Here is a 12908-nt window from a genome sequence, read left to right on the forward strand (position 1 = left end):
GCCGTTTGGGGCGGACCGAGGCCCGCCACCGGTTGCCGCGAAGGTGGGCCGGGGCCCACCCTACGTGCTTACGCCTTCTCGGCGAGCTTCTTGGCCTTCTCGACCGCTTCTTCGATGCCGCCGACCATGTAGAACGCCTGCTCCGGCAGGTGGTCGTACTCGCCGTCGACGATCGCCTTGAAGCCGCGGATCGTGTCCTTCAGCGAGACGTACTTGCCCGGCGAACCGGTGAACACTTCCGCCACGTGGAACGGCTGGCTGAAGAAGCGCTCGATCTTGCGGGCGCGCGACACGGCCTGCTTGTCTTCTTCGGACAGCTCGTCCATGCCGAGGATGGCGATGATGTCCTTCAGTTCCTTGTACTTCTGCAGCGTCGACTGCACGCGGCGCGCGGTGTCGTAGTGCTCGTGACCGATGACGTTCGGATCCAGCTGGCGGCTGGTCGAGTCCAGCGGGTCGACGGCAGGGTAGATACCCAGCGAGGCGATGTTGCGGCTCAGCACGACGGTCGCGTCCAAGTGGGCGAACGTGGTGGCCGGCGACGGGTCGGTCAGGTCGTCCGCGGGCACGTACACGGCCTGGATCGAGGTGATCGAACCGGTCTTGGTCGAGGTGATGCGTTCCTGCAGCACGCCCATTTCCTCGGCCAGCGTCGGCTGGTAGCCCACGGCCGACGGCATGCGGCCGAGCAGCGCCGACACTTCGGTACCGGCCAGCGTGTAGCGGTAGATGTTGTCGACGAACAGCAGCACGTCCTTGCCCTTGCCGGACGCGTCCTTCTCGTCGCGGAAGTACTCGGCCATGGTCAGGCCGGTCAGCGCGACGCGCAGGCGGTTGCCCGGCGGCTCGTTCATCTGGCCGTACACCATCGCGACCTTGTCGAGAACGTTGGAGTCCTTCATCTCGTGGTAGAAGTCGTTGCCCTCGCGGGTACGCTCGCCCACGCCGGCGAACACGGACAGACCGCTGTGCGCCTTGGCGATGTTGTTGATCAGCTCCATCATGTTGACGGTCTTGCCGACGCCGGCGCCGCCGAACAGGCCGACCTTGCCGCCCTTGGCGAACGGACACATCAGGTCGATGACCTTGATGCCGGTTTCCAGCAGGTCGTTGGCCGAGGACTGGTCCTCGTACGACGGGGCCGAGCGGTGGATTTCCCAATGGTCGGTCGCCTGCACCGGGCCGGCTTCGTCGATCGGGTTACCCAGCACGTCCATGATGCGGCCCAGCGTGCCGGCACCGACGGGCACCGAGATGGCCTTGTCGGTGTTCACGGCGATCAGGTTGCGCTTCAGGCCGTCGGTGGAGCCGAGGGCGATGGTGCGGACGACGCCGTCGCCGAGCTGCTGCTGCACTTCGAGCGTGATGGCGGTGTTTTCCACCTTCAGCGCGTCGTACACCTTCGGCACTTCGTGGCGCGCGAATTCGACGTCAACCACCGCGCCGATGATCTGAACGATCTTGCCCTGACTCATTGCTGCATTCCTCTAGATGAATTCTTGTGACTACGCGCGTCAGACTGCCGCCGCGCCGCCGACGATTTCGGAAATTTCCTGGGTGATCGCCGCCTGGCGGGCCTTGTTGTAGACCAGCTGCAGGGTACCGATGAGCTTGTTGGCGTTGTCGCTGGCGGCCTTCATGGCCACCATGCGCGCCGCGTGTTCCGACGCGATGTTCTCCAGCACCGCCTGGTACACCAGCGACTCGATGTAGCGCGTGATCACGTGGTCGAGCACGGTCGCGGCATCGGGTTCGTAGATGTAGTCCCAGTCGTGGTGCGCCACCTGCGTCTCCGCCGCCGGCAACGGCAGCAGCTGATCGAACGCGGCACGCTGGGTCATCGTGTTGACGAAGTCGTTGTAGACGACGAACACGCGATCCAGCTTGCCTTCGGTGTACGCGTCCAGCATCACCTTGATCACGCCGATCAGCTGGTCGAGCTTGGGCGAATCGCCCAGGTGCGACACGCTGGCCAGCATGTCGACCTTGACCCGGCGGAAGTACACCGAAGCCTTCTGGCCGATGGTGACCACGTCGACCTCGACGCCCTTCTCGTTCCACTGGCGGATCTCGCCGAGCATCTTGCGGAACAGGTTGTTGTTCAGGCCGCCGGCCAGGCCGCGGTCGGACGATACGATGATGAAGCCGACGCGCTTGACGTCCTTGCGCTCCACCATGAAGGGATGCTGGTAATCGGTGTTGGCCTGCGCCAGGTGGCCGATCACCTGCTTCATCGCGCGTGCGTACGGGCGCGAGGTCTTCATGCGCTCCTGCGCCTTGCGGATCTTGGAGGCCGAGACCATCTCGAGCGCGCGCGTCACCTTGCGGGTGTTCTGCACGCTCTTGATCTTGGTTTTGATTTCGCGTCCGCCTGCCATGCTCTGCTCGCTTGATTCGTCTTCGTAGGGCGGGCCCGGCCCGCCGCCTTCACGAATGGTGGGCCGGGGCCCACCCTACGCTTACCAGGTACCGGTCTGCTTGAACTCGGCGATGCCCTTCTTGAAGGCGCCTTCGATCTCGTCGTTCCAGTTGCCGGTGCTGTTGATCGTGTCGACCAGCGCGCCCTGGGTATTGGTGAAGTGCGCGTGCAGCGCGTCTTCGAACGCCAGGATCTTGCCGACCGGCACGTCGTCCAGGTAACCCTCGTTGACGGCGTAGATGGACAGCGCCTGCAGGGCGATGGACATCGGCGCGTACTGCTTCTGCTTCATCAGCTCGGTGACGCGCTGGCCGCGCTCCAGCTGCTTGCGGGTGGCTTCGTCCAGGTCCGAGGCGAACTGCGCGAACGCCGCCAGCTCACGGTACTGGGCGAGCGAGATGCGGATGCCGCCCGACAGCTTCTTGATGATCTTGGTCTGGGCCGCGCCACCGACGCGCGACACCGAGATACCGGCGTTCACGGCCGGGCGGATGCCGGCGTTGAACAGGTCGGTTTCCAGGAAGATCTGGCCGTCGGTGATCGAGATCACGTTGGTCGGCACGAACGCGGACACGTCGCCGGCCTGCGTTTCGATGATCGGCAGCGCGGTCAGCGAACCGGTCTTGCCGGTGACCTTGCCTTCGGTGAACTTCTCCACGTACTCCTCGGACACGCGCGCGGCGCGCTCCAGCAGGCGGGAGTGCAGGTAGAACACGTCGCCCGGGTAGGCTTCGCGGCCCGGCGGACGCTTCAGCAGCAGCGAGATCTGGCGGTAGGCCACGGCCTGCTTGGACAGGTCGTCGTACACGATCAGGGCATCCTGGCCGCGGTCCATGAAGTACTCGCCCATGGTGCAGCCGGAGTAGGCGCTGATGTACTGCATCGCGGCCGACTCGGAGGCGGTGGCGGCGACGACCACGGTGTGGGCCAGCGCGCCGTTCTCTTCCAGCTTGCGCACGATGTTGGCCACGGTCGAGGCCTTCTGGCCGATCGCGACGTACACGCACTTGATGCCGGTGCCCTTCTGGTTGATCACGGCGTCGATGGCCATCGCGGTCTTGCCGGTCTGGCGGTCACCGATGATCAGCTCGCGCTGGCCGCGGCCGATCGGGATCATGGCGTCGACGGACTTGTAACCGGTCTGCACCGGCTGGTCGACCGACTTGCGCCAGATCACGCCCGGGGCCACGCGCTCCACCGGCGCGGTCAGCGAGGTACCCAGCGGGCCCTTGCCGTCGATCGGCTCGCCCAGCGCGTTCACCACGCGGCCGAGCATTTCCGGACCGACCGGCACTTCCAGGATGCGGCCGGTGGTCTTGGCCACGTCGCCTTCGCGCAGGTGCTCGTAGTCGCCCAGGACCACCGCGCCCACCGAATCGCGCTCCAGGTTCAGCGCCAGCGCATAGGTGTTGTTCGGCAGCTCGATCATTTCGCCCTGCATCACGTCGGCCAGGCCGAAGATGCGCACGATGCCGTCGGACACGGAGGTGACCGTGCCTTCATTGCGCGACTCCGCGGCCAGCTTGACCTTCTCGATACGGGTCTTGATCAGGTCGCTGATTTCAGAGGGGTTGAGCGTGGTTGCCATGGGTAAGTCCTGTGTGCCGGCTCGCGCGCGGCGGTTCAATGGGAATTCAGTGCGTCAGCGCCGACTGCAGGCGCGCCAGCTTGCCCTTCAGGGAGCCGTCGATCACCACGCTGCCGGCATCGATCACGGCGCCGCCGATCAGCGATGCGTCGATGGCCGTTTCCACCTCGACCTCGCGGCCGAAGCGCTTCTTCAATGCCGCCTTGATCACGTCCAGCTCACCGGCCGGCATCGCCGTGGCGGAGGTGACCTTCGCCTTGACGATATGTTCGGCTTCGGCACGCAGGTCCTCGAACAGGCCGGCGATCTCCGGCAACTGCGGGAGGCGGCGGGCATCGGCGAGGATGCCGAGGAAACGGGCGAACGTCTCGCTGGCCCCCTCGGGCGCGAGCAGCGCCACCGCGTCGGCGGGCAGCAGCTGCGGATTGGGCAGCAGCGCGGCCACGCGCGGGTCCGCCGCGACATGCGCGGCGAAACCCAGCGCCTGCGACCAGACAGCGAAGTTGCCTTCGTCGCGCGCCGTCGCAAAGGCGGCGCGGGCGTAGGGGCGGGCGACGGTAAGGGCCTGGCTCATCGATCAGATCGTCCGGATCAGATTTCGGCGGCGAGTTCGTCGAGCAGCGCCTTGTGGGCGTTGGCATCGATCTCGCGCTTCAACAGCTTCTCGGCACCGCTGACGGCCAGCGCGGACACCTGCTTGCGCAGGTCCTCGCGGGCACGCGTGGCGGCGGCGTCGATCTCGGCTTCGGCCAGCGCCTTCTGGCGGTTGGCTTCGGCGATCGCATCGTTCTTGGCCGCATCGACGATCTGGTTGGCGCGCGCGTGGGCCTGGTCGATGATCTCGTTGGCCTTGACACGGGCTTCCTTCAACGCCTCGTTGACCTTTTCCTGGGCCTGCGCCAGATCCTTCTGGCTGCGGTCGGCCGCGGCCAGGCCTTCGGCGATCTTCTGCTGGCGTTCCTCGATGGCAGCCAGCAGCGGCGGCCAGATTTTGGTCGCAATGATCCAGATCAGGCCGGCGAAGGCCAGCGCCTGGGCAAACAGAGTGAGATTGATATTCATCGTAAACCTGCCGGTGATGAAGGGCCCGCGCACATCGCGCCGGCCCAGCTACGCCTGGTGACTGACCGCAGACCGAGGCCCGTGGTCAGGCGTGCACGCGACGGATCAGCCCGCCAGCTTGGCCAGCTGTTCGGTGAAGATCGTGATGAACGGGCTGGCGAAGGCGAACAGCAGGCCGACGGCGACCGAGATGATGAACGCGGCGTCGATCAGGCCGGCGGTGATGAACATGCGCACCTGCAGGACCGGGATCAGTTCCGGCTGGCGGGCAGCCGATTCCAGGAACTTGCCGGCCATGATGGCCAGACCCAGACCCGCGCCCAGCGCGGCCAGGCCGATCATGATGCCGATGGCGAGGGCGGTCGAAGCCTGGACCTGGGCGAGGTTGGTGAGGATGCTTTCCATGGTGATCTCCGGAACTTAAGTGCTTGAAAGGTGATGGTACGAAGGAAACGGTGAAGCGGAAACGTTAGTGACTGTCTTCCGACAGGCTCAGGTAGACGATCGACAGCATCATGAAGATGAAGGCCTGCAGCGGGATGACCAGCAGGTGGAACAGCATCCAGCCCAGGCCGAATGTCGCACCGCCGAGCATGCCGAGGATGCCGGCGCCGCCCAGCACCCAGATCAGCAGGAAGACGATCTCGCCGCCGAACATGTTGCCGAACAGTCGCATCGCCAGCGAAATGGGCTTGCTGACCCATTCGACGATGTTGAGGATCAGGTTGAACGGCATCATCCACTTGCCGAACGGCGCCGTCAGGAATTCCTTGGCGAAACCGCCCAGGCCCTTGGAGCGGAACGCGAAGACCAGCATCAGGAAGAACACGCTGATCGACATGCCCAGGGTGGCATTGACGTCGGCGGTCGGGACAGGCTTCCAGTAATGCACGCCCATCAGTTCGAGCGGCTTGGCGATGAAGTCTGCCGGGATCATCTTCAGCAGGTTCATCATCAGGATCCAGAAGAAGATGGTGATCGCGATGGGCGTCACCAGCTTGCTGGTCCCGTGGTACGTGTCGCGGGCCTGCTTGTCGACGAACTCGAGCATGATCTCGACGAACGCCTGCCACTTGCCCGGCACGCCGGCCGTGGCCTTGCGCGTGGCCATCCAGAAGGCGAACACGATCAGCAGACCCATCAACACGGCGGTCACGAAGGTGTCGACATTGATCGTCCAGAACGGACCATCGCCGCCCACCTGAGCCGTGAGGTTCTTCAGGTGATGCTGGATGTAGCTGGTGGGAGTCAGAGCTTCGCCCGCCATGAGTCGGAAACCTTTCTAGTTGGGTTATCGCTGCTTGCCGGTCGCGACCAGCACCTGTGCCACCAGTCCGGTGATCACGCCTGCCAGGAGAGGCAGCGGGGGCAGCTTGTATAGCCCCGCGCCAACGACCAGCACACCGATCACCACGACCCACTTCACCACCATCCCCGCGGCCAGCCTCAGGACCGCCGAGACGGCGCCGAGCACGCCACCACCGAAGGCCATCCAGGCCGCCAGCAGCGCGCCGGCCACGATCGCCAACCCTCCGACGGCCGCCGCAACCGCCTGGGGCACGCCCCAGAGCAGGAACAACAGCGCGACCAGCAGTACCGCGACCGTCTGCCAGACGGCGGCGCGCAACACCAGCCGCCGGCCCGCAGCGACGGAATTCAGCACACGAAAGCCCTACGGAATTGGCGGGGTACAAGGCGGTAAAGCGCCTCGCCGAGCCGCAAAAGTATAGCAGCGGGACAATTTCCGGGACAACCGCCAAAGGTCGAAACCGCGAGTTCGGCGCCGGATTCCGCCAAAGCCAGCGGGGACAAGGCTGTAACCGTTTCCCCTGTTCAGAATTTTCCGCAGGATTTCCCGGAACTTTGACGAAAACCGTCTGTCAGTCCCTCTGAGGCCTGCCGCTCAACTTCCTCGTCCGATGCTCCGTCGCAGGTTCTCCAGAAGCCCCGGTTGCCCCCGGGGCTTCCTTTTTTCCGGCGGGAAACGCTGCGGAGAGCGCCACTCGTTCAGTCAATTCACTCCCTGTCGACCCGGGCATGACGAACGTTGGGCTCCCCACACCCAACCGCATGGACCCCATGAGCCGCCACATCCCCCATCGCACCGCCGCATCGGTCTTCTGCTGCCTGTCCCTGGCCATCGCCACCTCCACCGCGTCCGCACAGGAGGTTTCCGACGACGCCCGCTTCGAACTGAGACTCTCCGCATTCAATCCCGAGGCGAACATCCGCTTCACCGGCGACGCCGTGGCCACCAATGGCGAGCGAACGGAGGAGTTGGGTGCGGCCGGGGAGATCAATGCCGACGGCCGCTGGCGCCCGCGCGGCGAGCTCGCCTTCAACATGACGCCCCGCCAGTCGCTCCGCCTTAATTACTACGACTATCGACGGGATCAATCGTGGGGCTTCGATGGCGATTGGGTCGATCCCGGCACAATCTTCGACGAGGTCGAGATCCCGGGCGAGCCGGTGGAGGTGCCTGCCGTCGATGTGTCGGGCCGCATCAGTTTCGAACTGGCCAGCCTCAACTACGAGTTCGCGATGGTCGATACACCACGCTTCCAGTGGGGCCTCGGTGCCGGCATCACCCATGCGACGCTGGCGGCGCGCGGTACCGCCAGCAGCGCGGGTACCGGGGAAATCGACCCGCAGTTGGAAGACCTGGACTGGAAACGCGATGGCACCTCGCCGAACCTGCACACCCGCGTGGCGTGGTCGCCCACGCCGCGCCTGCGCATCGAGGCGCAGGGACAGTACCTGGATACGCGCTGGGGCAACTTCATCAATGAGCAGGGACACTTCGAACGCGGCGGCCTGCTGGTCGAGTACCGGATCACCGAGCGGATCGGCGTGCATGTGGGCTACGACTGGTTCCGTCTGAAGCTCAGCGACGACTATCGCGGTTCGTTCGAGGCGCCGGCGGAGTCGGGTATCGGCACGGTGGACGTCGCGGGCAAGGCCACCGGCGAGTTCAAGGTGCATGGCCCGATGGCGGGCGTGTCGGTCCGGTTCTGACCCGGTCGCACAAGGCACGCCCGGCGCCGAACACGCCCGGGCCGCCTTGGCCAGCCATCCAGATACCCCACCCCGACCGATAGGCAATATTTATCGGTAGCAGCGGATCATTCCATTGGACACTGGCAGCTTGGACCCCATAATGAGATCAATTCTCATCTGGAGCCCGCCGTGAACAAGACCCTGAGCTTCGCGATCCTGCATTTCTCGGTGGCCTTCACCCTGGGCTACCTGTTTACCGGCAGCCTGCTGGTGGGCGGCATGCTGGCGTTGATCGAACCGGCGACCAATACCGTGGTCTTCCACTTCCATGAAAAGGTGTGGAAGCGGATCGAAGCCCGCCGGGCGTCCAAGGCGATGCCTCTGCCCGCCTGACAGGCCAGTGGCCGGAAACGGAAAGGCCGCGCATCCGCGCGGCCTTTCCGTTCCTGAAGCACCCGGTGTCGCTTACTTCTTCTTCGGGATGTACAGGTCGGTGATGGTGCCTTCGTAGACCTCCGCCGCCATCGCGACCGACTCGCTGAGCGTGGGGTGCGGGTGGATGGTCGCGCCGATGTCGCCGGCTTCCGCGCCCATCTCGATCGCCAGCGCGAGTTCGCTGATCAGGTCGCCCGCGTGCACGCCGACGATGCCGGCACCGATGATGCGGTGGGTGTGTTCGTCGAAGATGAGCTTGGTCGAGCCTTCGCCGCGGCCGATGCCCACCGCGCGCGCGGACGCCACCCACGGGAACTTGCCCACGCCGATCTTCAGGCCCTTGGCCTTCGCTTCGGTCTCGGTCACGCCGACCCACGCGATTTCCGGATCGGTATAGGCCACGGACGGAATCACGCGGGCCACCCACTCCTTCTTCTCGCCCGCAGCGACTTCCGCAGCCAGCTTGCCTTCGTGCGTGGCCTTGTGTGCCAGCATCGGCTGGCCCACCAGGTCACCAATGGCGAAGATGTGCGGCACGTTGGTGCGCATCTGCGCGTCCACCGGGATGAAGCCGCGCTCGGTGACGGTGACGCCGGCCTTGTCGGCATCCAGCTTGCCGCCATTGGGCGAACGGCCCACCGCGACCAGCACGCGGTCCCACGTGCCCGACTCGAGTTCCGGCTTCTGGCCTTCGGTGGCGCTCTCGAAGTGCACGGTGATGCCCTTCTTCGACGCCTCGACCTTGGCGGCCTTGGTCTTCAGCTGCACGGCCACGCCCTGCTTCTTCAGACGATCGGCCAGCGGCTTCACCAGGTCCTTGTCGGCACCCGGCATCAGCTGGTCCATGAACTCGACCACGGTCACTTCGGCGCCCAGCGCGCGATACACGGTCGCCATTTCCAGGCCGATGATGCCGCCGCCGACGACGAGCAGCTTCTTCGGCACCTCGGCCAGCTGCAGCGCATCGGTGGAATCCATCACGCGCGGGTCGTCCCACGGGAAGTTGGGCAGCTTCACCGCCTGCGAACCGGCGGCGATGATGCACTGCTCGAAGCGCAGCAGCTGGGTCTTGCCGTCGCTGCCCACGATCTCCAGCTCGTTCGGCGACACGAACTTCGCCACGCCGGTGACCGTGCGTACCTTGCGCTGCTTGGCCATGCCGGCCAGGCCCTTGGTGAACTGGCCGACCACCTTGTCCTGCTTGAAGCCGCGCAGCTTGTCGAGGTCGATCTTCGGCTTGCCGAAGCTGATGCCGATATCGTCGGAATGCGCGGCTTCGTCAATGAGCGCCGCCGCGTGCAGCAGCGCCTTCGACGGGATGCAGCCCACGTTGAGGCACACGCCGCCGAGGGCTTCGTAGCGTTCGATGAGGACCGTGTCCAGACCGAGGTCGGCGGCGCGGAACGCCGCCGTGTAGCCGCCCGGACCGGAACCGATCACGACGATGCGGCATTCGATGTCGGCGGGCTTGCCGGTGCCCAGCGCGGGCTTCGGCGCCGAGGTGGCCGGTGCGGCAGGGGCCGCCGGCGAGGCCGCAACCGGCGCAGGCCTGGCCGGCACCGCAGCGGCGCCCTCGCCTTCCAGGATCGCGACCAGACTGCCCTCTGCCAGCGAATCGCCCAGCTTGACCTTGATCTCCTTCACCACGCCGGCGGCAGGCGACGGCACTTCCATCGTCGCCTTGTCGGATTCCAGCGTGACCAGGCCCTGGTCTTTCTTCACCGTGTCGCCGACGGCCACCAGGATCTCGATCACCGGCACGCCATCGTAGTCACCGATATCGGGCACCTTGGCTTCGATCAATCCGCCACCGCCGGACGGCACGGGTGCCGCGGCCGGTGCTCCAGGCGCGGGCGCCGACGCGGCAGGCGCCGCCGGTGCGGGCGCAGGCTTGGCGGGCGCTGCGGGCGCGGGCGCGGATGCCGCGGCGCCTTCGGCTTCCAGTACGGCCACCACGCTGCCTTCGGACAGCGAATCGCCCAGCCTGACCTTGATTTCCTTCACCACGCCGGCGGCCGAGGACGGCACTTCCAGCGTCGCCTTGTCGGATTCCAGCGTCACCAGGCCCTGGTCCTTCTTCACCGTGTCGCCGACGGCGACGAGGATCTCGATGACCGGCACATCGCTGTAATCGCCGATGTCGGGGACTTTGACTTCAATCGTGTTCGCCATACCGCTCTCTTTCGTAGGGTGGGCCTGGGCCCACCGTGGCTTGGTCGGATCGGTGGGCCGGGGCCCACCCTACGGACTCACAGGAGTACGCGGCGCATGTCGCCCAGCAGCTGCGCCAGATACGCGGTGAAGCGCGCCGCGGCGGCGCCGTCGATCACGCGGTGGTCGTAGCTCAGCGACAGCGGCAGCATCAGGCGTGGCTGGAACTGCTTGCCGTCCCACACCGGCTGGATCGAGGACTTCGACACGCCGAGGATCGCCACCTCCGGTGCATTGACGATGGGCGTGAACGCCACGCCACCGATGCCGCCCAGCGAGGAGATCGAGAAGCAGCCGCCCGACATCTCGGCCGGGCCCAGCTTGCCTTCGCGCGCCTTCTTGGCCAGCTCGCCGCTTTCCTGCGCGATCTCGTTGACACCCTTCTTGTCGACGTCGCGGATCACCGGCACGACCAGACCGTTCGGCGTGTCGGCGGCGAAGCCGACGTGGAAATACTTCTTCAGCGTGAGGTTCTCGCCGCTGGCATCGAGCGAAGCGTTGAAGTCGGGGAATTTCTTCAGCGCCGACACGCTGGCCTTCATCAGGAAGGCGAGCATGGTCAGCTTGATGCCGGCCTTTTCGTTTTCCTTGTTCAGCGCCACGCGCAGCGCTTCCAGGTCGGTGATGTCGGCGTGGTCGTGCTGGGTGACGTGCGGGATCATCGCCCAGTTGCGCGCCAGGTTGGCGCCGGAGATCTTCTTGATGCGCGACAGCGCGACGACCTCGGTCTCGCCGAACTTGCTGAAGTCGACCTTCGGCCACGGCAGCAGATTGAGCCCGCCACCGGCGGCGGCCGGTGCGCCTGTTGCGGCCGGCGCGGCAACGCCTCCTGCCAGCGCGCCCTTGACGTACTTCTGCACGTCTTCTTTGCTGATCCGGCCACCGCGCTCGGTGCCCTTGACCTGGTTGAGGTCCACGCCCAGTTCACGGGCGAACAGGCGCACCGCGGGGCTGGCGTAGGCGACCTTCTCGGGAAGCACGCGATCGGCATTGAATTCGACCGGCGGCGTGCGCGGCGGCGAGGCTTCCGGGTCGATGCCGGGCTTGTCGTCCAGCACACGCGAGGCAGCGGGGGCGACGGCCGGCGCGGCGCGTTCCTGCGCGATCTCGCGCTGGGTGATCTTGTCGGGTGTCGGCGATACCGCGACCGGCTCGACCTTCGCGCCGGTTTCAGCGGCGGCGGTCGGTGCGGGTGCGGCGGCAGGTTTCGCCTCGGCCGCGCCTTCGCTCACTTCGATCAGCGCCACCACCGCGCCTTCGGCGATCTCGTCGCCCAGCTTGACCTTGATCTCCTTCACCACGCCGGAGAAGGCCGACGGTACTTCCATCGTCGCCTTGTCCGATTCCAGCGTGACCAGGCCCTGGTCCTTCTTCACCGTGTCGCCCACGGCGACCAGGATCTCGATCACCGGCACACCGTCGTAGTCACCGATGTCGGGAACCTTGGCTTCCTTGATGTCGGACATGGCGTTACTCCGGTGCGGACTTGAAGAGGGGAACCCCTATTGTGTCCGCAGCGGCGCGATGCGCCAACCATTCCTTCGGACTAATTGCTGTCCACGGCGGGACATTGCGTGCCGGCGCGGAGGAAAACGACTGCGCCACGCGAGCCTGCGGACAGAGTGGTATCGCTTTGGTTCGACGTTCGACTCACACGATACGCCGCCGCATTGTCAGGCGGGCATGTGCAGCAATGGCGAGATCGCGGTCCAGGCTTGCTGCAAGGCGTCGTGGCGAATCGCTGCGTTGGCGGGGCTGGTGGATGGCAATGCGAACAGGGCCGGCATGCACGCCTCCGGCAGCTGCGGCTGCACGTGGCGACGGAAGGCCTCCGCCGCCTTTCCCCCGTTGAACGCGATCGCCACGATGCTGCGGTGCGCCACCAGCATCTCCTCCAGTGGATTGGCGACCTCGCTGCCGCGCACGATGGCGGCATCCAGACTGCCGCGTCGCTCGCACTGGCCGATGACATCCCACAATCCCACGCCGGCCTCATGCAGGTACCGGAGGCGATGCTCGTACGGGGCGACCGGATCGAATCCGCAGATCGACGCCATCACCGGCCAGAACCGGTTGCGTGGATGGGCGTAGTAGCGCGCGGCCTGCAGCGAGGCGTCGCCGGGCATCGATCCGAGCACGAGTACGCGACAGCCCGCACCCACGCTGGGTGGCAGCCCGGTCAGCAGGCCCGCCACG

13 protein-coding genes are annotated in these 12908 nt (G+C 66.0%); 2 read left to right on the forward strand and 11 right to left on the reverse strand.

Annotated elements, in window-relative coordinates:
- Positions 1-68 precede the first annotated feature (68 nt).
- From atpD to AC3DET_RS18195, 8 genes are all read right to left on the reverse strand, one after another.
- Positions 69-1475, reverse strand: coding sequence for a F0F1 ATP synthase subunit beta (gene atpD / locus AC3DET_RS18160; protein ID WP_142126048.1), 1407 nt, complete (start codon positions 1473-1475; stop codon positions 69-71).
- A 39-nt stretch (positions 1476-1514) separates the two neighbouring features.
- Positions 1515-2378, reverse strand: a complete 864-nt coding sequence (gene atpG / locus AC3DET_RS18165; RefSeq protein WP_192202931.1) for a F0F1 ATP synthase subunit gamma — start codon at positions 2376-2378, stop codon at positions 1515-1517.
- Positions 2379-2459: 81 nt separating this feature from the next.
- Positions 2460-4007, reverse strand: a complete 1548-nt coding sequence (gene atpA, locus AC3DET_RS18170; protein WP_488392537.1) for a F0F1 ATP synthase subunit alpha — start codon at positions 4005-4007, stop codon at positions 2460-2462.
- Between the two features lie 46 nt (positions 4008-4053).
- Complete coding sequence (locus tag AC3DET_RS18175) at positions 4054-4581, reverse strand: F0F1 ATP synthase subunit delta (RefSeq protein WP_192202929.1); 528 nt, start codon at positions 4579-4581, stop codon at positions 4054-4056.
- Between the two features lie 17 nt (positions 4582-4598).
- Positions 4599-5069, reverse strand: coding sequence for a F0F1 ATP synthase subunit B (locus AC3DET_RS18180; protein ID WP_142126044.1), 471 nt, complete (start codon positions 5067-5069; stop codon positions 4599-4601).
- 105 nt (positions 5070-5174) lie between these two features.
- Positions 5175-5474, reverse strand: a complete 300-nt coding sequence (gene atpE / locus AC3DET_RS18185; RefSeq protein ID WP_055939490.1) for a F0F1 ATP synthase subunit C — start codon at positions 5472-5474, stop codon at positions 5175-5177.
- Between the two features lie 64 nt (positions 5475-5538).
- Positions 5539-6336, reverse strand: a complete 798-nt coding sequence (gene atpB, locus AC3DET_RS18190; RefSeq protein ID WP_241045911.1) for a F0F1 ATP synthase subunit A — start codon at positions 6334-6336, stop codon at positions 5539-5541.
- Between the two features lie 24 nt (positions 6337-6360).
- A complete protein-coding gene (locus tag AC3DET_RS18195) occupies positions 6361-6732 on the reverse strand; it encodes a hypothetical protein (RefSeq protein ID WP_337732589.1) in 372 nt (123 codons plus the stop codon).
- 416 nt (positions 6733-7148) lie between these two features.
- Here AC3DET_RS18195 and AC3DET_RS18200 point away from each other — a divergent pair, with 416 nt between their 5' ends.
- On the forward strand, positions 7149-8084 hold the full coding sequence (locus AC3DET_RS18200; protein ID WP_488392538.1) for a hypothetical protein: 936 nt from the start codon (positions 7149-7151) through the stop codon (positions 8082-8084).
- A 171-nt stretch (positions 8085-8255) separates the two neighbouring features.
- Positions 8256-8459, forward strand: coding sequence for a DUF2061 domain-containing protein (locus AC3DET_RS18205; RefSeq protein ID WP_337732591.1), 204 nt, complete (start codon positions 8256-8258; stop codon positions 8457-8459).
- Positions 8460-8531: 72 nt separating this feature from the next.
- Here AC3DET_RS18205 and lpdA read toward each other — a convergent pair whose 3' ends face one another.
- The 3 genes from lpdA to AC3DET_RS18220 form a co-directional block, all read right to left on the reverse strand.
- Positions 8532-10673 (reverse strand): dihydrolipoyl dehydrogenase, encoded by a 2142-nt coding sequence (gene lpdA, locus AC3DET_RS18210; RefSeq protein ID WP_488392539.1) that lies wholly within the window; start codon positions 10671-10673, stop codon positions 8532-8534.
- A gap of 77 nt (positions 10674-10750) precedes the next feature.
- The gene (locus tag AC3DET_RS18215) at positions 10751-12178 is read right to left on the reverse strand and encodes a dihydrolipoyllysine-residue acetyltransferase (protein WP_488392540.1); all 1428 of its coding nucleotides are present in this window, start codon (positions 12176-12178) and stop codon (positions 10751-10753) included.
- 207 nt (positions 12179-12385) lie between these two features.
- Entirely contained in the window at positions 12386-12907 is a 522-nt protein-coding gene (locus tag AC3DET_RS18220; RefSeq protein WP_337732596.1) for a DNA-deoxyinosine glycosylase, read from the reverse strand.
- Position 12908 lies beyond the last annotated feature (1 nt).

The sequence above is a fragment of the Pseudoxanthomonas sp. 97-1-1 genome (assembly GCF_057773125.1).